Origin of the sequence: Pseudomonas sp. AS2.8 (assembly GCF_014190935.1) — a bacterium.
Lineage (GTDB): Bacteria > Pseudomonadota > Gammaproteobacteria > Pseudomonadales > Pseudomonadaceae > Chryseomonas.
The window spans coordinates 108,864-129,047 of record NZ_JACHVV010000004.1 but is presented as its reverse complement, the minus strand read 5'-3'; the positions used below and the strand labels follow the sequence as shown (position 1 = coordinate 129,047).

Below are 20,184 nucleotides of genomic sequence, written 5' to 3'. Positions count from 1 at the left end.
GCCGGCGAGCTGCGCGCCGTCTGACCGGGCACGTAGGTTGGGTTGAGACGGCTCTACCGTCGACGCCCAACGGTCGTTATTGCATCGGGCTGTTGGGCTTCGCTGCGCTCAACCCAACCTACGGAATCAAGCACCCCAGCGCTGCCATGGCGCCAATGTGTAGGGTGGAAAACCGCGCAGCGTTTTCCACGCGAGTCGCCTGGTGCAAGGCAGTGGAAAAGGCTGCGCCGTTTTCCACGCTACGGGACTGCGGGATCACCCCGCCGCAATCAATCCCCGCCGCCCCATCGCCTGCTCCTGGCTGAGCCGCTCGATCCGTACTGGCAGGGACTTCGACGCCGGGGTATGGCTGCGGGTGTCGTGGTTGGCCAGGGGCGCCAGGCTGTTGGTCTCGGGATAATAGGCGGCGCAGCAGCCGGCCGGCACGTCGAAGGCGATGACCTTGAAGGGCCCGGCCCGGCGCGGATAGCCGTCCAGGGCATCCCCGACGAAGTCGATGAAGTCACCCTCCTGCACGGCGTGGCGGCGCATGTCCTCCGGACTGAGCATGGCCACCATGCGCTCGTCGATGTCGCGGTAGCGGTCGCGATTGGAGTAGACCGTGGTGTTGAACTGGTCGTGGCTGCGGATCGTCATCAGCTGCAGATGTTCGGCGTCCGGCGGGCTGTCGTCCTCGTCCAGCACATCGCCGGGAAAGAGGAAGTTGGCCTTGCCGTTGGGGGTGTCCCACTGTCGCTCGCGGGCGGCGTTGGGCAGGCGGAAGCCGCCGGGTTGCTCGATGCGCGCGTTGTAGTCGGCGAATTGCTCGGGCAGCACTGCCTCGATCTTGTCGCGTATCAGCGCGTAGTTGCCGACCAAGGCATCCCAGTCGATATGCGGATGGCGTTCGCCCAGGGTGGCCTTGGCGATGCCGGCGACGATGGCGATCTCCGAGAGCAGCTCCGGCGAAGCCGGTTCCAGGCTGCCGGTGGAGCCGTGCATCATGGACATGGAGTCTTCCACCGTGATCGTCTGCACCCCGCTGGCCTGGACATCACGCTCGGTACGGCCCAGGCAGGGCAGCAAAAAGGTGCTGCGACCGTGCAGGGTATGGCTCCAGTTGAGCTTGGTGGCGATCTGCACCGTCAGCCGCAGGTTGGCGACATGGGGCGCCACCCGGTCAATGTCGGGAATGGCGCGGAAGAAGTTGCCGCCCAGGCCGATGAAGGCCTGGGGTTCGTCGCGCAACAGGGCTTCGCAGCATTCCACCACGTCATGCCCGCCCTCGCGCGGCGCGCGGAAGGCAAAAGCCTGGTCCAGCCGCGCCAAAAAGGGCTCCTTGGGCTTCTGGTAGATGCCCACGGTGCGGTCGCCCTGGACATTGGAGTGGCCACGGATGGGGCAGGGCCCGGCACCCGGTTTGCCGACATTGCCGCGCAGCAGCAGCAGGTTGATGATCTGCTGCAGGACATCCCCGCCGCGACGGTGCTGGGTCACGCCCATGCCCCAGCAGGCGATCACCCGCTCGGCCTTCATGTAGACCCCCGCCGCCTCTGCCATGGCGGCCCGGGTCAGGCCGGAATAGCGCTCCAGGCGCTCCCAGGACAGTCCGCGGCAGTGCTCGGCGAAGGCCTCGAAACCGGCGCAATGCGCTGCGATGAAGTCTACGTCGAGGAGGCGTGGAGCCCCCGTGCGCCGGGCTTCGTCGTCGGCCTCGATGACGATCTTGCACAGCCCCTGCATGGCCGCCATGTCGCCACCGGTGCGCACCTGGTGGTACTGGGAGCTGATGGCCACGCCGCCACCGGGCAGCGCCATGTCGCGTACCGCCTGAGGCGAGGCGAAGCGCACCAGGGCCTTTTCCCGCAAGGGATTGAAGGTGACGATGGGCACGCCACGGTGCACGGCGTCGTGCAGCTCGCTCATCATCCGCGGACTGTTGGTGCCGGGATTCTGGCCGATGATGAAGATGGCGTCGGCCTGGGCGAAGTCGTCGAGATCGAGAGTGCCCTTGCCCACGCCGATGCTCTCCGGCATGGCGGTGGTGGTGGTCTCGTGGCACATGTTGGAGCAGTCGGGAAAGTTGTTCATGCCGTAGAGGCGGCCGAACAGCTGGTAGAGAAAGGCCGATTCGTTGGACGAGCGCCCCGAGGTGTAGAGCTCCAGCTTCCAGGGATCGTCGAGGGCGCGCAACTCGGCGCCGATCTCGGCGAAGGCGTCCGCCCAGCTGACCGGGCGATAGGTGTCGCTGGCAGCGTCGTAGCGCATCGGGTGGGTGAGCCGGCCCTGGTCTTCCAGGTCGTGGTCGGTCCAGGTGCGCAGTTCGCTCAAGGTATGGGCAGCGAAGAATTCCGGGGTGGTGCGCTTGCGCGTGGCCTCCCAGGCCACCGCCTTGGCGCCGTTCTCACAGTATTCGAAGGTGTGCGGCGTCTTGGGATCGGGCCAGGCGCAACTCGGACAGTCGAAGCCGCCCGGCTTGTTCATGGTCAGCAGGGCCTTGTTGCCGCGCATCAGCACCTTCTGCCGACTCAGGTGCTGGGTCACGGCATTGAGCGCGCCCCAGCCCCCGGCGGTGCCTTTTTCCTGGGTGCCGTGCAGGGGTTGCGCGGAAGATTGGGCGGCGTGCTTGGTCATGTTCACCTCTGGAGCGGAGTCGGGCAGGCGCCGACAGGTACCTAGAGGGGAACCTGGAAAATGGGCGGGTGTTCCACCGCCTGGCTTGCCGCGCCGACGAGCGCGCGGGCCGCAACACCGCTTCGTTGCCCCGCTCCGGGCCGCGCCAAAGCGGTCGGCGACTGCTAGGCTGGAGGCTTCTTCAGCGAGCGGGAAAGCCCACCATGGCCAGTCATATCCTCGACCATCGCATCCTCGGCGAATCCCTGCAGGCGGTGGAGATCGGTCTCGATCCCGGCGAGACGGTGATCGCCGAGGCTGGTGCCATGACCTACATGGAGGCCGACATCGACTTCACCGCACGCATGGGCGACGGCTCCGCCGGCCTGCTCGGCAAACTCTGGGGCGCCGGCAAGCGCATGCTCGGCGGCGAGTCGCTGTTCATGACCCATTTCACCAACGACGGCCGCGAAAAGCGCCACGTCGCCTTTGCCGCGCCCTATCCGGGGCAGGTGATTCCGCTGGACCTCGCCGCCCTCGGCGGCACCCTGTTCTGCCAACGCGATTCCTTTCTTTGCGCGGCCAAGGGCACCCGCATCGGCGTGGCCTTTACCCGCCGCCTGGGCGCCGGCTTCTTTGGTGGCGAGGGCTTCATCCTGCAGCGGCTGGAGGGCGATGGCATGGCCTTCGTGCATGCCGGTGGCACGGTGATCCGCAAGGAACTCAGGGGCGAGACCCTGCGCCTGGATACCGGTTGCCTGGTGGGTTTCACCCGTGGCATCGATTACAACATCCAGCTGGCCGGTGGCCTGCGCAGCATGCTGTTCGGCGGCGAAGGCCTGGTGCTGGCGACCCTGAGCGGCCACGGCACCGTGTGGATTCAGACCTTGCCCTTTTCCCGGCTAGCCGGCCGGGTCCAGGCCGCGGCCGGCGGCGTCACGGGGGAACGCCGCGCGGGCGGCGACTGATCCCTCTCGGGCCCTAGGCCCGCTGCAGGGCGCTCTGGGGCGCCATGCGTTCCAGCCAGTCACGCCAGCGCACCCGGCTGTCGTGGACCAGCCAGCCGTCCTGGCGGGCGAAGCTTTCCGACAGCCAGAGGCCGCGGGTCGATACCGGCAGGCGCTGGCCGGCGGACAGGGTGTAGAGCTCGCCGGTGGGCTTGCCGTCGTCCAGGGCGACCAGATAGAGATCCGGGCGTTGCCGCGCCAGGCGCGCCAGCAACTGGCCGTTCTCGATCTTCTCGTCGACGTGGAACAGACTCGGCGCCTTGCACTCCTTGGGCAGCTCCAGCAGCAGGTCATAGACCAGCTGCAGCGAGGCGGTGGGGGTGTGCACATAGGCGCGAGGGCGCTCCAGCAACGCCAGGCTGCCGCAACGCACCGGCCGCGCCGCACCCGAGCGCGGGGTCAGGCGAAAGGCCACGTCCTCGCGATAGGGCAGGGCCGGGGCATAGGGCGTCGGCAGCCAGGTGTCGGCGAAGCGGCCGGCCAGCCAGCCGCGCGGCGTCTCGATCAGGCACTCCTCGGCCACCTCCTGCACGGCGGTGAGCAGCGGCAGGGCCAGTTCGTGGGTCGGGATGTAACCGGAGATCAGCTTGAGCACCACGTCGCCCCGATCGGGCCGGCGCTGGCGCACCAGCAGCCAGTGGTCCTGGCCCTGCCAGTTCAGCGTCAGGCGTACCGAGACACCCAGGTTGGCGAGCCTGGCGCTGAAGTGCTGGGCATCGTCGATCTCGATGGGCTTGCGCCGCTCCAGCATCTCGCTGAAATTCAGCGGTTGGCCGAGGGCCTGGTAGGTGAGGCCATCATGATTGGCCTCGACCGAAAGGGGCAGGGTCTTGAACGCCTTGGGATTGTGGCGGGCGATGAGCTGGGGCATGGCCGACTCCTGTTTGTTGTATGCCGCGGACGCGCCGTCCCGGGCGACCGGGCAGGGCGTCCAGCGGACGAAGGCAAGGGTTCAGCGAAACGCTCTGGATCAGGGCCGAGCGGTGATCACTTCGGCCAGGGTACGAACATTATGTGACAGGTGCAGGGGATCGATAGTGCCGACTATCGCACCGCTCACCCCCGGCTCGCCGAACACCCGGGCGAAGCTGGCCCGCACCGGATCCTGGCCGGCGCCGAGTACGGCGTGACCGCTGGCCAGGGCCTTCTTGATCAGGATGCCCTTGCCCTGGGCGGCCGCGGCCTGGATCACCGGGATCTCGGCGTCTTCGTTGAGGTTGAAGGTGACCATGGCGCAATCGCCGGCTTCCAGGGCTTTCAGGCCGCCGGCGACGGTCTTGCCGGAAAAGCCGAAGGCGCGGATCAGGCCTTCGCGCTTGAGCTCGGCCAGGGTCTGGTAGCAGCCGCTGTTCTGGAGGATGGCCAGGTCGTTGCCATCGGAATGCACCAGCACCAGGTCCAGCCAGTCGGTCTCCAGGCGCCGCAGGCTGCGTTCCACCGAGCGGCGGGTGTGGGCCGGACTGAAGTCGAAGCTGGACAGACCGCCCTCGAATTCCTCGCCGACCTTGCTGGCGATCACCCAGTGCTGGCGCTGGCCGCGCAATAGCGGACCCAGGCGTTCTTCGCTGCGGCCATAGGCCGGGGCGGTGTCCAGCAGATTGATGCCCAGTTCGCGGGCAAGACTCAGCAGGTCCGCGGCGCTGCGGTCGTCGGGGATGGTGAAGCCACTGGGATACTTCACGCCCTGGTCACGCCCGAACTTGACCGTACCCAGGCCCAGCGGGGAGATCTCCAGGCCGGTGCTGCCCAGCGGACGATGCAGACCGTGCAGGGTGCGCAAACTCATGGCAGCAGTTCCTCCCAGAAGGGCACGGCCACCGGCGGTTGCGGATGGGCGGGCAGGGCGGGGTGCTGTCCCGGCGCGATGCCGTCGCGGTCGAGGTTGGCCAGGACACGGTCGGCCAGGTCCGGCGACAGGGCCAGCTTGGTCGGCCAGCCCACCAGCAGGCGGCCTTCCTCGGCGAGGAAGGCGTTGTCCGGGCGTACCAGTCCGGATTGCGCCGGCTCGGCGCGATCCACGCGCAGGGTCGCCCAGCGCGCGCCGGCGAAGTCGATCCAGGGCAGCAGGCGCTGCAATTCCTCGCGCGCCGTGGCGATCTGCGCCTGGGGTTCGCGCGCCACGCCCTCGGCTTCGGCCAGGTCGCCACCCAGGTACCACAGCCACTGGCCATCGGCGGTGGGGTGGCTGGTGATGGTCACCCGCGGCTTGGGGCCGCCACCCAGGCAGTGGGCATAGAGGGGTTTGAGCATGGGGCCCTTGACCACCACCATGTGCAGCGGGCGACGCTGCATGGCCGGTTGTTCCAGGTGGAGCGCCTGGAGCAGCTCGGCCATGCCGGCACCGGCGGTAAGCACGATGCGCCGGGCGCGGATCGGCTGGCCGTCCACCACCAGGCCGGTCAGTTCGCCGGCTTCGCGCAGCGGTTGCAGCTCATGGCCGGCCAGCAGGCTGTCGCCGGCCAGCTCGGCGAGGCGCGCGACCAGGCTGGGCACGTCCAGCACCAGTTCGGCCAGGCGATAGACCTTGCCCTTGAAGGCGCGATCGCGCAGGGCCGGGGGCAGTTCGTCGCCCTTGACCGCATCCACCCGGCCGCGCACCGCCTTGCTGGCGAAGAAGCTGGTGAGGTTGCCGGCCAGGCTGCCTGGCGACCAGAGGTAATGGGCTTCGGAGAGCAGGCGCACGCCGGAAAGGTCCAGCTCGCCGCTGCCGGCCAGGCTCTCGCGCCAGCGCCGCGGCATGTCGGCGATGGCCTCGGAGGCACCGGTGAGCATCCCGGTGAGGGCGTACTTGGTGCCGCCATGGATGATGCCCTGGGACTTGCCGCTCTGGCCGCCGCCCAGGGCGCCGGTCTCCACCAGCACGGTGGCGTAGCCGGCGCGTCGGAGGCGGGCGTTGAGCCAGAGGCCGGCGACGCCGCCGCCGACGATGAGGATATCGGTGGACCAGGGTTGGGACATGAACGGCCTGCTCGGATGATCGGCAAAGAGGCGATTTTACACGCTCCTCGCCGCCGCTGGTCTCAATGCCCGGTGCTGCCGGAAAACAGCTGGATCACCACCACCCCGGCGACGATCAACCCCATGCCCAGCATGGCCGGCAGGTCCAGCTTCTGGTCGTAGAGGAAGGCCGCGGCGATGCTCACCAGCACGATGCCAAGGCCAGCCCAGATGGCGTAGGCGATGCCCACCGGGATGCTGCGCACCACCAGGGTCAGCATCCAGAAGGCCAGGCCGTAGCCACAGACGACCAGGATCAGCGGCAGCGGCTTGCTGAAACCGCTGATGGCCTTCATGGAGGTCGTGGCGACCACTTCGGCGGCGATGGCGACGGCCAGGTAGATGTATCCGCTCATGAGGCTTCCTCCTATTGAATGCCTCCATTGTGCCTTTCCAGGCGATAGGTGAAAGTTGATACCTATCTGTTGTGGAGATGGCTCGTGCAGTGGAATCTTGAGCAGCTGGAGATCTTCGTCGGCATCGCCGAGGGGGCGAGTTTCTCGGCCATGGCGCGGCGTCTGGGCCGGGCGCAATCGGCGATCAGCTCGGCCATCGCCCTGCTGGAAACCGACCTGGGCGTGGCGCTGTTCGTGCGCAGCAATGGCCGCACGCCGGTCATCACCGCGGCCGGTCTGGCCCTGCTGGAGGAGGCGCGCGAGGTGCTGCGCCAGTGCCAGCGCCTGGACAGCCGGGCCCAGGCCCTCTGCGCCGGACAGGAACCGCTGCTGCGCCTGGCCCTGGACGAAGCCATGCCCTACCAGCCGGTGCTCGATGCCCTGGACGCCCTGGCCGCGGCCTTTCCGCACCTGGAGGTCCAGCTCACCAGCGGCGCCCAGGGCGATGTGGCGCGCAAGCTGCTGACCGACCAGGCCGACCTCGGCCTGCTGTTTCGCCATGAGCACATGCCCGAGGCCCTGGAGCGCCAGGCCCTGGGCGATGTCGCTCAGGTCACCGCCTGCGGTGCCCAGCATCCCCTGGCGCGCCAGCAGGGCGTGGGGCGGCGCGAACTGGCCCGCCACCGCCAGCTGCTGATCGCGCCGCTGGAGAATCCCTATCCCGGCGGCGAGCAGATCGCCCCCCAGGTCTGGCGCGCCGACAGCTTCTACCTGCTCGCCGAATTGCTGATGCGCGGCCTGGGCTGGGGCTGGCTACCGCGGCACGTGGCGCGCTATCCCACCTACCAGGGATTGCTGGCCGAACTGGCCTGCGACTGGGTACCGCCGGCCCTGGTGGTGGAACTGGCCTGGCGCCGCAATGCCGCGCCGGGGCCGGCCGCGCGCTGGCTGGCGCAGCGCCTGGCGGAAGAGTTGCGGGCGATCGGTTGAATCGACGTGTTGGGCTTCGCTGCGCTCAGCGCCAACCTACGAGTGCTCTGCGTAGGTTGGGCTGAGCGCAGCGAAGCCCAACAAGACGGACCCCCAGCACTCGCCCACGGCCCATCCCGACGAAAGCCCATTCTGGCCAGATCCGTGGGCCAGCTTGACCAGCGCCAGGTTGCCCGGGCTGCAATACTCGGCTCATCCCTTTCCTGCCGGTGACGATCGCCATGACCACACCTCCCGCCCTCGGCCAGCGCTATGTCTTCGTCGTCCTGGCACTGATCTTTCTCGCCCTGCTGGTCTCGGCGGGCGTGAGGTCCACCCCGGGCGTATTGCTCCTGCCGCTGCAGGAGACCTTTGGCTGGAGTCGCGAGACGGTCTCGCTTTCCGCCGCCATCGGCATCTTCCTTTATGGCCTGGTAGGCCCCTTCGCCGCGGCCCTCATGCAGACCCTCGGCATTCGCCGCACCCTGCTCGGCGGCCTGACCCTGATCAGCCTGGCCACCGCCCTGAGCACCCTGATGCGCGAACCCTGGCAACTGGTCGCCACCTGGGGCGTGCTCAGTGGCCTGGGCACCGGTTGCGTGGCCATGGTGCTGGGCGCGGCCATCGTCAATCGCTGGTTCGTCGCCCGGCGGGGGCTGATGATGGGGCTGCTGGCGGCCAGCACCGCCACCGGCAATCTGGTATTCCTGCCGCTGCTGGCCCAGCTCGCCAGTCATGAGGGCTGGCAGACCGTGGTGCTGACCGTGGCCGTGGCCAGCGCCGTCCTGATCCCGCTGGTGGCCTGGCTGCTGCCGGAGCGGCCGGCGGACATCGGCCTGCGGCCCCATGGCGCTCCGGCGGACTACCAGGCACCCGCGGCCTCCGCACCGGGCAATCTGTTTCGCGTGACCCTCGGTACCCTGGCCATGGCCAGCCGGCGGCGCGATTTCTGGCTGCTGTTCCTGACCTTCTTCGTCTGCGGCTTCACCACCAATGGCCTGATCGGCACCCACTTCATCGCCATGGGCCACGATCACGGGCTGTCCCAGGTGCAGGCCGCCGGGATCCTCGCGCTGATGGGCATCTTCGATCTGGTGGGCACCACCGCCTCCGGCTGGCTGACCGACAGATACGATCCGCGCCGCCTGCTGTTCGTCTACTACAGCCTGCGCGGCCTCTCGCTGATCTACCTGCCGTTCTCCGGCTTCGCCCCCGAGCAGCTGCTGCTGTTCGGCATCTTCTACGGCCTGGATTGGATCGCCACGGTGCCGCCCACGGTCAAGCTGACCAACCAGAGCTTTGGTGAAAAGAGCGCGCCGGTGGTGTTCGGCTGGGTGTTCTGCGGCCACATGCTCGGCGCCGCCTGCGCGGCCTTCCTGGCCGGTGCCCTGCGCGAGCACTTCGGCTCCTACCAGGAGGCCCTGGTGCTGGCCGGCCTGACCGGCCTGCTGGCGGCGCTGATGGCCCTCTGGATCGGCCGGCCGAGCGCCGCGGGTGCCGGGCGCTCGGCCGTGCCCGAGGCGGGCTAAGCGGGCTTCAGGTCCAGCGGCACGGCGGTTGGCGCGCGGTGCAGCATCGAGGCCGGGATCGCCAGGATCAGCAGGCCGCTGACGAACAGGCAGGCGCCGAGCACATAGGTACCGTTGTTGATGTCGCCGGTGAGGGTTTCCATGGTCGCGGTGATCATGGAGCCGGTGAAGCCGGAGAGGTTGCCGATGGCGTTGATCATGCCGATGCCCGCCGCGGCGGCCACGCCGGAGAGCAGGGTGCCGGGCAGCGACCAGAAGATCGGCATCAGCGCCAGCAGGCCCGAGGCGGCCACGGTGAGGAAGAAGATCGACAACACGATGTTGTGGCTGAACCAGGCGCTCAGCACCAGGCCCAGGGCGCCGACGAAGGCCGGCACCGCGGCGTGCATCCGCTGCTCGCCGGTGCGTGTCGAGTGGCGGGCGTTGAGCAGCATGACCACCAGGGCGACGCTGTAGGGGATGGCGGTGAGCAGGCCGATCTGCAGGCTGCCGCTGACCCCGGCATTCTTGATGATCGAAGGCATCCAGAAGGCCAGGCCATAGAAGCCGGTGTTGAAGGTCAGCAGGATGAACACCAGCAGCCAGACCCGCGGATTGAAGAACACCTCGCCGAGCCGCGACGCCTTGCCGGCGTTCTGCTGCTCCAGGTTGCGCTTGAGCAGGGCCTTCTCCCGGGCGTCCAGCCAGGGCGCCTTGTCGATGTTGTCGCTCAGGCAGCAGAACACCACCACCGCCATGATGATCGAGGGCACCCCTTCCACCAGCAGCATCCACTGCCAGCCGGCCAGGCCGTGCCAGTTGTGCAGGCTGCTCATCAGCCAGCCGGAGAGCACGCCGCCAAAGCTCAGGCTGAAGGGCAGGGCGATTAGGAAGCCCGACATCACCCGACTCTGCCGGCGGGTCGGAAACCAGTAGTTGAGATAGAGGATCACCCCGGGAAAGAAGCCCGCCTCGCACACGCCCAGCAGGAAGCGCAGCACATAGAAGAGGGTGCTCGACTGCAGGCCGAACAATTGCGCCAGCGGCTGGGTGAAGGCCACCGCCATGGAGATGATCGCCCAGGTCAGCATGATGCGGGCGATCCAGAAGCGCGCGCCGTAGCGGTGCAGCAGCAGGTTGCTGGGGACCTCGAAGAGGAAGTAGCCCCAGAAGAACATGCTGGCGCCAAGGGCATAGACGGTGTTGCTGAAGCCGAGGTCGTCGAGCATGTCCAGCTTGGCGAAGCCGACGTTGACCCTGTCCAGGTAGGCGGCGATGTAGCACAGCAGCAGGATCGGCAGGATGCGCAGCACCACCTTGCGATAGGTGCGTTCTTCGAAGGCGTCGCCAGCGGCGCCCTGGGGAGCGGTGGTCTCGAACATGGGAATGACCTTCGGGGCCTTGGGGCCCGTTGTTGTTATTGAAGAGGTCGAAGGCGGCCGGGGATGCAGGGTGGCCGTCTGAATCGCCAGGCCACTCTAGGAGCGGGAGCGATTCTTTCCCAATGGCATTTGCGGATCATTCGATAACGGCGCGTTATCGAAGCCTCTAGTCTGCGGACTCCTCGCGACCGGCATGGCTCAGCAGGATGGCGGCGAATTCCCGGGCCGCCTCGCCGAGGGGTTCGCCCTTGCGGGTGAGGATGCCGTAGTCCTGCGCCGGCAGGTGCAGCGGCAGCTCCAGGGCACTGAGCGCGCCGCTGGCGAGATAGGGCTCGACCATGGCCTCCGGCAGCATGCCGATCATGGGGCCGGCGCGCAGCACCTGGAGAAAGGTCTGCATGGAGATGGTGTCGATGGTGTTGCTCGGCACCGGCAGGCCGGCGGCGGCGAAGGCCCGCTCCATGCGCCCGCGGATGGGCGTGCCCTTGGGATAGAGGATCCAGGGCCAGGCCAGCACCTGGTCGAGGCCCACGGGGCCGCTGCCCACCAGTGGGTGATCGGCGTTGACCACGAAGCGGAAGGGCTCCGGCGCCAGGGGCTGGAAGTCGAAGCGCTGGGCCTGGGCTTCGTCGGTGAAGCGCGCCACCGCCAGGTGCAGCAGCTTGTCGTCGAGCATCTCCATCAGGTGATCGCTGGTCTGCTCCATCACCTCGATGGCCAGCAGCGGCCAGCGCTGCTTGATGGCGACGATGGCCTGCGGCAGGGCCACCGCCGTGGCGGCGAAGATGCCGCCGACCTTGAGCTGGCCGTGGCCACCGCGCCTCAGGCTGTCGATCTGCTCGGCGAAGTCGCGGGCATCGTTGAGCGCCACCCGGGCATAGCGCAGCACGTGCTCGCCCAGTGCCGTGGGCGGCATGCTGCGCGGCTGGCGCTCGAACAGGGCGAAGCCCAGCAGGTGCTCGATCTCCTTGAGCATCTTGCTGATCGCCGGCTGGCTGAGATTCATCTGCTGCGCCGCCAGGTGCATGTTGCGGGTACGCCCCAGGGTGTCGATCAGCAGCAGGTGGCGAAACTTGAGCCAGTGGCAGATCTGGCTGAACGACGGCTCGGACACGCATGCCTCCCAGGCGATAAGCGCAGGTTATCGAATGATGAAATAAGCCCATTTGAGTTTATCAGTCCGGCTGCCTAGCGTGGACCCATCAGCCCTGGAGTCCTGCCCATGTCCCTTCGTCTCTCGCCTGCCAACACCCTTCCCACCGATGGCCTGGCCGGCACCCTGGTGGGCCGCGCCTGGGTGCCCGGCCCGCTGGCCGGTCCCTCGCCCGTGGTGCTGCGCGAAGACGGCGTCTTCGATGTCTCCCAGCGTTTCGCCACCCTCAGCGCCCTGTTCGAGGAGGAAGCGCCGCTGCAGGCCCTGCGCGACACCCCCGGGCGCTACCTCGGCAGCGTGGAGGAGTTGCTGGCCAACAGCGGCGAGCAGGCGGATGCAGACCGTCTGCACCTGCTGCCGCCGGCCGATCTGCAGGTGATCAAGGCCGCCGGGGTGACCTTTGCCGCCAGCATGCTGGAGCGGGTGATCGAGGAACAGGCTGGCGGCGATGCCGGGCGCGCCGTGGCCATCCGCGAGCAGGTGCAGGCGGTGATCGGCGCGGACCTGCAGGGTCTGGAGCCAGGCAGTCCGCGCGCCCAGGCGCTCAAGGCGCTGCTGATCGAGAAGGGCATGTGGTCGCAGTACCTGGAGGTGGGCATCGGCCCGGACGCCGAGATCTTCACCAAGGCGCCGGTGCTGGCCGCGGTCGGCAGTGGCAGCGCCATCGGCATCCACCCCGTGTCCCAGTGGAACAATCCCGAGCCCGAGGTGGTGCTGGTGGCCGACAGCCGCGGTCGCCTGCATGGCGCCACCCTGGGCAACGACGTCAACCTGCGCGACATCGAGGGCCGCAGCGCCCTGCTGCTGAGCAAGGCCAAGGACAACAACGCCTCCTGCGCCCTGGGGCCCTTCATCCGCCTGTTCGACGAGACCTTCGATCTCGACCAGGTCCGCCAGTGCGTGGTGACCCTGGAGGTCCAGGGCGAAGACGGCTTCCGACTCCAGGGCAGCAGCTCCATGGCGCAGATCAGTCGCGACCCCACCGATCTCGCCGCCCAGACCCTCAATGCCAACCACCAGTATCCCGACGGCTTCGTGCTGTTTCTCGGCACCCTGTTCGCGCCGACCCAGGACCGTGACGCCCCGGGCGGCGGCTTCACCCATAAGGTGGGTGACCGGGTGAGCATCGCCAGCCCGCTGCTGGGGACCCTGCACAACCGGGTGACCACCAGCGACCAGGCCCCGGCCTGGCGCTTCGGCCTCGGCGCCCTGATGCACAACCTGGCCGCCCGCGGCCTGCTGGGCCGCTGATCCTTTCTTTCCTAATAACAACTAGAGACCATCATGACTTCCGCCAAACGCCCGCTGCGCAGCCAGCTCTGGTTCGATGACCCTGCCCACGCCGACATGACCGCGCTCTATGTCGAGCGCTACATGAACTACGGCCTGACCCGCGACGAACTCCAGTCCGGTCGTCCCATCATCGGCATCGCCCAGACCGGCAGCGATCTCACCCCCTGCAATCGTCACCACCTGGAACTGGCCCAGCGGGTCAAGGCCGGTATCCGCGATGCCGGTGGCATCCCCATGGAATTCCCGGTGCATCCCATCGCCGAGCAGAGTCGCCGGCCCACCGCGGCCCTGGATCGCAACCTGGCCTACCTCGGTCTGGTGGAGATCCTGCATGGCTTCCCGCTGGATGGCGTGGTGCTCACCACCGGCTGCGACAAGACCACCCCGGCCTGCCTGATGGCCGCGGCCACCACCGATCTGCCGGCCATCGTGCTCTCCGGCGGGCCCATGCTCGACGGGCATTTCAAGGGCGAGCTGATCGGCTCCGGCACCGTGCTCTGGCATGCGCGCAACCTGCTGGCGACCGGCGAGATCGACTACGAGGGCTTCATGGCCCTGACCACCGCCGCCTCGCCCTCGGTAGGCCACTGCAACACCATGGGCACGGCCCTGTCGATGAATGCACTGGCCGAGACCCTGGGCATGTCGCTGCCGGGGTGCGCCAGCATCCCCGCGCCCTACCGTGAGCGCGGCCAGATGGCCTATGCCACCGGCAAGCGCATCTGCCAGCTGGTGCTGGACGACGTCCGTCCCTCGCAGATCATGACCCGCGAGGCCTTCGAAAACGCCATCGTGGTGGCCTCGGCCCTGGGCGCCTCCAGCAACTGCCCGCCGCACCTGATCGCCATCGCCCGGCACATGGGCATCGAATTGTCGCTGGACGACTGGCAGCGCCTGGGCGAGGACATCCCGCTGCTGGCCAACTGCATGCCCGCCGGCAAGTACCTCGGCGAGGGCTTCCACCGCGCCGGCGGGGTGCCGGCGGTGCTCCACGAATTGCTCAAGGCCGGTCGCCTGCATGGCGACTGCCTGACCGTCTCCGGCAAGACCATCGGCAGCATCGCCGAGGGCGCCGCCAGCGCCGATCCCGCGGTGATCCAGCCCTACGAGGCGCCGCTCAAGCACCGCGCCGGCTTCATCGTGCTCAGCGGCAACTTCTTCGATAGCGCCATCATGAAGATGTCGGTGGTGGGCGAGGCCTTCCGTCAGACCTACCTGGCCGAGCCGGGCAAGGAAAACAGCTTCGAGGCGCGGGCCATCGTCTTCGAGGGCCCGGAGGACTATCACGCACGCATCGACGATCCGGCGCTGGACATCGACGAGCGCTGCATCCTGGTGATCCGCGGCGCCGGGCCGGTGGGTTATCCGGGCAGTGCCGAGGTGGTCAACATGGCGCCCCCGGCGGCGCTGATCAAGAAGGGCATCGATTCCCTGCCGTGCCTGGGCGACGGTCGCCAGAGCGGCACCTCGGCCAGCCCCTCGATCCTCAACATGTCGCCGGAGGCGGCGGTGGGTGGCGGCCTGGCGCTGCTCAAGACCAATGACCGGCTGCGCGTGGACCTCAATGCCCGCAGCGTCGATGTTCTGCTCGACGATGCCGAACTGGAACGCCGCCGCGCCGAATGGACGCCCAACCTGCCGCCGGCCCAGACCCCCTGGCAGGAGCTCTATCGGCAACTGGTGGGCCAGCTCTCCACCGGCGGCTGCCTGGAGCCGGCCACCCTGCACCTCAAGGTGATCGCCCGTGAGGGCGGGGTGCCGCGGCATTCGCATTAGGTTGAACAGGCTCGCACTGGCGGCCGGGCTTCATTAAGCTCTGCCGCCATGAATCGTACCCTCTATAGCCTGATCTTCACCCTGGCCTTGCCCTTCATCCTGCTGCGCCTGCTGTGGCGCGGTCGCAAGGCTCCCGCCTACCGGCAACGCATCGGCGAGCGCCTGGCGCTGGGCTTGCCAGCGGTGCCGCCCGGCGGCATCTGGGTACACGCGGTGTCGGTGGGGGAGAGCATCGCCGCGGCGCCGGTGATCCGCGCCCTGCGCCAGCGTCATCCCGATCTGCCGATCACCGTGACCTGCATGACGCCCACCGGCTCGGAGCGCATCCGCGCCCTGTTCGGCGATGACGTCCACCACTGCTATCTGCCCTACGACCTGCCCTGGCTGGCCGGGCGCTTCCTCGACCGGCTCAGGCCCAGCCTGGGGGTGGTGATGGAGACCGAACTCTGGCCCAACCTCATCCACCAGGCGGCGCGGCGCAACATTCCCATCGCCCTGGCCAATGGCCGGCTGTCCGAGCGTTCGGCGCGGGGCTATGGAAAGCTGGGCGGGGTGACCGGGCCGATGCTGGCGGAACTGGCCTGGCTGGCGGTGCAGACGCCGGTGGAAGCCGAGCGCTTTCGCGCCCTCGGTGCTCGCGCCGAGCGGGTCACGGTGACCGGCTCCATCAAGTTCGACCTGCGCATCGATCCCGCGCTGCCGGTCCGCGCCGCAGAGCTGCGCCAGGGCTGGGACCAGCGCCCGGTATGGATCGCCGCCAGTACCCATGTCGGCGAAGACGGCATCCTGCTCCAGGCCCATCGCCAACTGCTGGCCGCACACCCCGATGCCTTGCTGATCCTGGTGCCGCGCCATCCCGAGCGCTTTCCGGAGGTATTGGCCGAGGTGCGTCGTGAAGGCTTCGGCGTGGTGCAGCGCTCGACGGGAGAGAGGGTGCAGCCGCAGACCCAGGTGCTGCTGGGCGACACCATGGGCGAATTGCTGTTTCTCTACGCCCTGGCCGAGGTGGCCTTCGTCGGCGGCAGCCTGATCGAGCGCGGCGGTCACAATCCGCTGGAGCCGGCCGCCCTTGGCCTGCCGGTGCTCAGTGGTCCGCACGTGTTCAATTTTCTCGACATCGTCGCCCAGCTGCGCGACGCCGGCGCCCTGGAAACCGTGGCGGAAGCACCCGCGATCGCTGCCGCCGTGGCCCGGCTCTGGGCCGAACCGGTAGAAGCCGCGCGGCGTCGTCAGGCGGGCCTGGCGGTACTGGCCGCCAATCAGGGCGCGCTGGAGCGCCTGCTCTCCGGACTGGATGGACTGCTCAAGCCCTGAGCCGAGCGCGCCGGCAAGACGTCGGCGCGGGTCTTGGCCAGGTCCGGCGGCAGGAAGTCGCGATCCGGGTCGTAGTGGGGGTCGAGATAGCCGGACAGGGCCAGCAGGTCATTGGGCGCCAGGGTGCCAGCCGCCTGCTTGAGTCTCAGAGTGTCGAGGATGTAGTTGTAGCGGGCGTCGTTGTACTGGCGCACGGCGTTGTACAGCAGCCGCTGGGCGTCGAGCACGTCGACGATGGTGCGGCTGCCGACCTGGTAGGCGATCTCGGTGGCTCTCAGGGCGCGCTGGCTGGAGGCGATGGACAGCCGCCGGGCGCGCACCTGCTCGATGTCGGTGTTGATCGCCCGGTGGGCGTTGCGGGTGTTCTGCACCACCTGGCGGCGCAGACTCTCCTGGCGCTGTTCGCTCTGGTCCAGTTGCTGATAGGCCTGGCGCGCCTGAGAGCTGGTGGCGCCGCCGCTGTACAGCGGTACCTCGACCTGGATGCCGATGCTGCGGCTGTTGACCGGGCTGCCGAACAGGGACAGCTGCTCGGCGTTGGGCAGATTCACCGCGTCGTTGTCGCTGTGGCTGTAGCGCGCCACCGCATCCACCGTCGGCAGGTGCCCGGCGCGGCGCTGGCGCAAGGTCTCCTGGGCGGCGTTGACGCCCTGGCCGGCGGCTAGCAGCTGCAGATTCTGGCGCATGGCGGTGTCCACCCACAGCCGCGCATCGTTGGGTTGCGGCGGCAGGATCGGCAGGTCGTGGCGGATGCCGGCGATGCTGCCGTAGTCGCGGTCGGTCAGCCGGGTCAGCGCCTGGAAGGCGTCGGCCACCTGCTGCTCGCTCTGGGAGCGGTTGGCCTGGGCGTTGTCGAAGCTGGCCTGGGCCTGGAGCACGTCGGTGTCGTCGGTCAGACCGACCTTGTAGCGCTCGCGGGACTGGTCCAGCTGGCGATACAGCGCCTTTTCCTCGGCGCGGGCGGTGGCCAGGGCGTCCTGGGCGCGCAGGGCGCTGAAATATCCCTCGGCGGTCTGCAGGATGAGTTGCTGCTGGGCGGCGGAGAATTGCAGCTCGGCCTGCTCGGTGGCGGCCTGGGCGGCCTTGAGCTGGAACCAGCGGTCGGCGCGGAACAGCGGCTGGCTGAGGCTGGCCTGGATCAGCTGGCTGCTGCGGTCGCTGTCGTAGCGGCCACCCTGGACGCCCAGCGCCGGATTGTCCTTGAGCTGCAGGCTGGTATGGGTGTCGTTGAACTGGGCGCCGAGTCCGATCTGCGGCAGCAGGCCGGCGCGCGCCTGGGGCACCGCCTCGCGCTGCGCGCCGAGCCCGGCACGTTCGGCGGCGAGGTCGGCGTTGTTGTCCAGCGCTTCGCGATAGACGTCGAGCAGGCCATTGCCGGCGACCTGGGCCTGGACCAGGCCGGCCGAGCTGCAGAGCGCCGCGAGCAGCAGGAATCTTCGCATTCTTGGAGCCTTCCTTGAGGGACCGCGCCAGTGTAGTGGCTTCGTCCGAATCCGCCATAGGAGAGGAAATAGCGGTCGAAGTTTCTGCCGCTCTGGGTTTACACTGGCCGCGTTCTTGTCGGGGTGCGCTACGAGGCGCTGAGATCGGGTAGTCCCGGATCCCGTTGAACCTGATCAGGCTAGGCGCGCCGCATGGCGGTGCGTCAACCTGCGTAGGGAACAAGAGGGCGTCCGCCGTCTCCATCCGTGGTCGCCATCCGTCCGGGCTTGCGTCTTCTTGCGTGCCCACCCTTCGTCCAGGTTCTTCCCTCGGCAACGCGCCCACCAGGAGAGCCTCGATGAACAAGCAGAACAACGTCACCGACTTCACCCGCGTCGACCGCCAGTCCACCCAGCCGCTGCCCAATTCGCGCAAGGTCTACCTGACCGGCTCGCGTCCCGACATCCGCGTGCCGGTGCGGGAAATCGCCCTCGCCGACACCCCCACCGCCTTTGGCGGCGAGCAGAACGCCCCGGTGTGCGTCTACGACACCTCCGGTCCCTACACCGATCCGGCGGTGCGCATCGACCTGCGCAAGGGCCTGCCGGACGTGCGTTCGCGCTGGATCGAAGAGCGCGGCGACACCGAGCTGCTGGCCGGGCTGTCTTCCGAATTCGGCCAGGCGCGCCTCGCCGATCCGAGTCTCGCCGCCCTGAGATTCGACCTGGCGCGCCAGCCGCGCCGGGCCAAGGCCGGGCGCAACGTCTCCCAGATGCACTATGCCCGCCAAGGCATCGTCACCCCGGAGATGGAATACATCGCCATCCGCGAGAACATGAAGCTGCAGGAGGCCCGCGCCGCCGGCCTGCTCGGCAACCAGCACCGCGGCCAGAGTTTCGGCGCCAGCATCCCCCAGGAGATCACCCCGGAATTCGTTCGCGACGAGGTGGCCCGCGGCCGCGCCATCATCCCGGCCAACATCAACCACCTGGAGCTGGAGCCGATGATCATCGGCCGCAACTTCCTAGTGAAGATCAACGGCAACATCGGCAACAGCGCCCTGGGTTCCTCCATCGAGGAAGAGGTGGAGAAGCTGACCTGGGGCATCCGCTGGGGCGCCGACACCGTGATGGACCTATCCACCGGCAAGCACATCCACGAGACCCGCGAGTGGATCATCCGCAACTCGCCGGTCCCCATCGGCACCGTGCCCATCTACCAGGCCCTGGAAAAGGTCGGCGGCGTCGCCGAGGAACTGACCTGGGAGCTGTTCCGCGACACCCTCATCGAGCAGGCGGAGCAGGGCGTGGACTACTTCACCATCCATGCCGGGGTGCGCCTGCACTACGTGCCCCTGACCGCCAAGCGCGTCACCGGCATCGTCTCCCGCGGTGGTTCCATCATGGCCAAGTGGTGCCTGGCGCACCATAAGGAAAACTTCCTCTACACCCACTTCGAAGACATCTGCGAGATCATGCAGGCCTACGACGTGAGCTTCTCCCTGGGTGACGGCCTGCGCCCGGGCTCCATCGCCGACGCCAACGACGCCGCCCAGTTCGGCGAACTGGAAACCCTCGGCGAGCTGACCAAGATCGCCTGGAAGCACGACGTCCAGACCATGATCGAAGGCCCCGGCCACGTGCCCATGCAGCTGATCAAGGAGAACATGGACAAGCAGCTGGAGTGCTGCGACGAGGCGCCGTTCTATACCCTCGGCCCGCTGACCACCGACATCGCCCCCGGCTACGACCACATCACCAGCGGCATCGGCGCCGCCATGATCGGCTGGTTCGGCTGCGCCATGCTCTGCTACGTGACGCCCAAGGAGCACCTCGGCCTGCCCAACAAGGACGACGTCAAGACCGGCATCATTACCTACAAGATCGCCGCCCATGCCGCCGACCTGGCCAAGGGGCATCCCGGCGCCCAGATCCGCGACAACGCCCTGTCCAAGGCGCGTTTCGAATTCCGCTGGGAAGACCAGTTCAACCTCGGCCTGGACCCGGACACGGCGCGCGCCTTCCACGACGAAACCCTGCCCAAGGACTCGGCCAAGGTGGCGCACTTCTGCTCCATGTGCGGACCCAAGTTCTGCTCCATGAAGATCACCCAGGAAGTCCGCGACTACGCCAAGGAAAACGGCCTGACCGACGAGCAGAAGGCCATCGAGGCCGGCTTCCAGGAACAGGCGGCGCGCTTCAAGGACGAAGGCGGGGTGATCTACAAGCAGGTATAGGGCTTTCGTAGGTTGGCGCTGAGCGCAGCGAAGCCCAACGTTGTCCAGGTCGATCCCGCACTGTTGGGCTTCGACGGTAGAGCTGTCTCAGCCTAACCTACGGCTGCCTAGGCCAAGCCCGCACGCTGTTTCCGTAGGTTGGCGCCGAGCGCAGCGAAGCCCAACAATGCCCAGCGGCACCCCACGACGCTGGGTGTCCT

15 protein-coding genes and 1 riboswitch are annotated in these 20,184 nt (G+C 68.1%); of the genes, 7 read left to right on the top strand and 8 right to left on the bottom strand.

Going from position 1 to position 20,184, the window contains the following annotated elements; translation table 11 throughout:
• Nucleotides 1-255 precede the first annotated feature (255 nt).
• The gene (locus FHR73_RS17280; RefSeq protein WP_183632924.1) at nt 256-2,613 is read right to left on the bottom strand and encodes an FdhF/YdeP family oxidoreductase; all 2,358 of its coding nucleotides are present in this window, start codon (nt 2,611-2,613) and stop codon (nt 256-258) included.
• A gap of 203 nt (nt 2,614-2,816) precedes the next feature.
• Between FHR73_RS17280 and FHR73_RS17275 the strand changes: the two genes are divergently transcribed.
• Nucleotides 2,817-3,560 carry a TIGR00266 family protein gene (locus FHR73_RS17275; protein ID WP_183632923.1) on the top strand — a complete coding sequence of 248 codons (744 nt, stop codon included), beginning with the start codon at nt 2,817-2,819 and terminating at the stop codon, nt 3,558-3,560.
• Nucleotides 3,561-3,573: 13 nt separating this feature from the next.
• Here FHR73_RS17275 and FHR73_RS17270 read toward each other — a convergent pair whose 3' ends face one another.
• From FHR73_RS17270 to FHR73_RS17255, 4 genes are all read right to left on the bottom strand, one after another.
• Nucleotides 3,574-4,470, bottom strand: a complete 897-nt coding sequence (locus tag FHR73_RS17270) for a hypothetical protein (protein ID WP_007162117.1) — start codon at nt 4,468-4,470, stop codon at nt 3,574-3,576.
• A gap of 99 nt (nt 4,471-4,569) precedes the next feature.
• Nucleotides 4,570-5,385: an aldo/keto reductase gene (locus FHR73_RS17265; RefSeq protein WP_183632922.1), complete on the bottom strand. Its 816-nt coding sequence runs from the start codon at nt 5,383-5,385 to the stop codon at nt 4,570-4,572.
• Complete coding sequence (locus tag FHR73_RS17260; RefSeq protein ID WP_183632921.1) at nt 5,382-6,557, bottom strand: FAD-binding oxidoreductase; 1,176 nt, start codon at nt 6,555-6,557, stop codon at nt 5,382-5,384. The genes FHR73_RS17265 and FHR73_RS17260 overlap by 4 nt, the downstream gene beginning before the upstream one ends.
• Before the next feature lie 62 nt (nt 6,558-6,619).
• Nucleotides 6,620-6,952, bottom strand: a complete 333-nt coding sequence (locus FHR73_RS17255) for a multidrug efflux SMR transporter (RefSeq protein ID WP_183632920.1) — start codon at nt 6,950-6,952, stop codon at nt 6,620-6,622.
• A gap of 84 nt (nt 6,953-7,036) precedes the next feature.
• Here FHR73_RS17255 and FHR73_RS17250 point away from each other — a divergent pair, with 84 nt between their 5' ends.
• Nucleotides 7,037-7,921: a LysR family transcriptional regulator gene (locus tag FHR73_RS17250; RefSeq protein ID WP_144947779.1), complete on the top strand. Its 885-nt coding sequence runs from the start codon at nt 7,037-7,039 to the stop codon at nt 7,919-7,921.
• Between the two features lie 221 nt (nt 7,922-8,142).
• The gene (locus FHR73_RS17245; RefSeq protein ID WP_183632919.1) at nt 8,143-9,429 is read left to right on the top strand and encodes an MFS transporter; all 1,287 of its coding nucleotides are present in this window, start codon (nt 8,143-8,145) and stop codon (nt 9,427-9,429) included.
• Here the strand turns inward: FHR73_RS17245 and FHR73_RS17240 are convergent.
• Both FHR73_RS17240 and FHR73_RS17235 read right to left on the bottom strand, forming a co-directional pair.
• Entirely contained in the window at nt 9,426-10,790 is a 1,365-nt protein-coding gene (locus FHR73_RS17240; protein ID WP_183632918.1) for an MFS transporter, read from the bottom strand. The genes FHR73_RS17245 and FHR73_RS17240 overlap by 4 nt on opposite strands.
• Nucleotides 10,791-10,956: 166 nt before the next feature.
• Nucleotides 10,957-11,904, bottom strand: a complete 948-nt coding sequence (locus tag FHR73_RS17235) for a LysR family transcriptional regulator (protein WP_183632917.1) — start codon at nt 11,902-11,904, stop codon at nt 10,957-10,959.
• 108 nt (nt 11,905-12,012) lie between these two features.
• On the opposite strand from FHR73_RS17235, the gene FHR73_RS17230 reads away from it, so the two are divergent.
• The 3 genes from FHR73_RS17230 to waaA are packed head-to-tail and all read left to right on the top strand — an operon-like array spanning nt 12,013 to nt 16,326.
• On the top strand, nt 12,013-13,194 hold the full coding sequence (locus FHR73_RS17230; protein WP_183632916.1) for a fumarylacetoacetate hydrolase family protein: 1,182 nt from the start codon (nt 12,013-12,015) through the stop codon (nt 13,192-13,194).
• A gap of 33 nt (nt 13,195-13,227) precedes the next feature.
• Nucleotides 13,228-15,012, top strand: coding sequence for an IlvD/Edd family dehydratase (locus FHR73_RS17225; protein WP_183632915.1), 1,785 nt, complete (start codon nt 13,228-13,230; stop codon nt 15,010-15,012).
• A gap of 48 nt (nt 15,013-15,060) precedes the next feature.
• Nucleotides 15,061-16,326 carry a lipid IV(A) 3-deoxy-D-manno-octulosonic acid transferase gene (gene waaA, locus FHR73_RS17220; protein ID WP_183632914.1) on the top strand — a complete coding sequence of 422 codons (1,266 nt, stop codon included), beginning with the start codon at nt 15,061-15,063 and terminating at the stop codon, nt 16,324-16,326.
• Here the strand turns inward: waaA and FHR73_RS17215 are convergent.
• The gene (locus tag FHR73_RS17215) at nt 16,272-17,768 is read right to left on the bottom strand and encodes a TolC family outer membrane protein (RefSeq protein ID WP_183632913.1); all 1,497 of its coding nucleotides are present in this window, start codon (nt 17,766-17,768) and stop codon (nt 16,272-16,274) included. The genes waaA and FHR73_RS17215 overlap by 55 nt on opposite strands.
• Before the next feature lie 109 nt (nt 17,769-17,877).
• Nucleotides 17,878-18,004: riboswitch (TPP riboswitch) on the top strand.
• Between the two features lie 102 nt (nt 18,005-18,106).
• Here FHR73_RS17215 and thiC point away from each other — a divergent pair.
• On the top strand, nt 18,107-19,984 hold the full coding sequence (thiC, locus tag FHR73_RS17210) for a phosphomethylpyrimidine synthase ThiC (protein WP_183632912.1): 1,878 nt from the start codon (nt 18,107-18,109) through the stop codon (nt 19,982-19,984).
• Nucleotides 19,985-20,184: the final 200 nt, after the last annotated feature.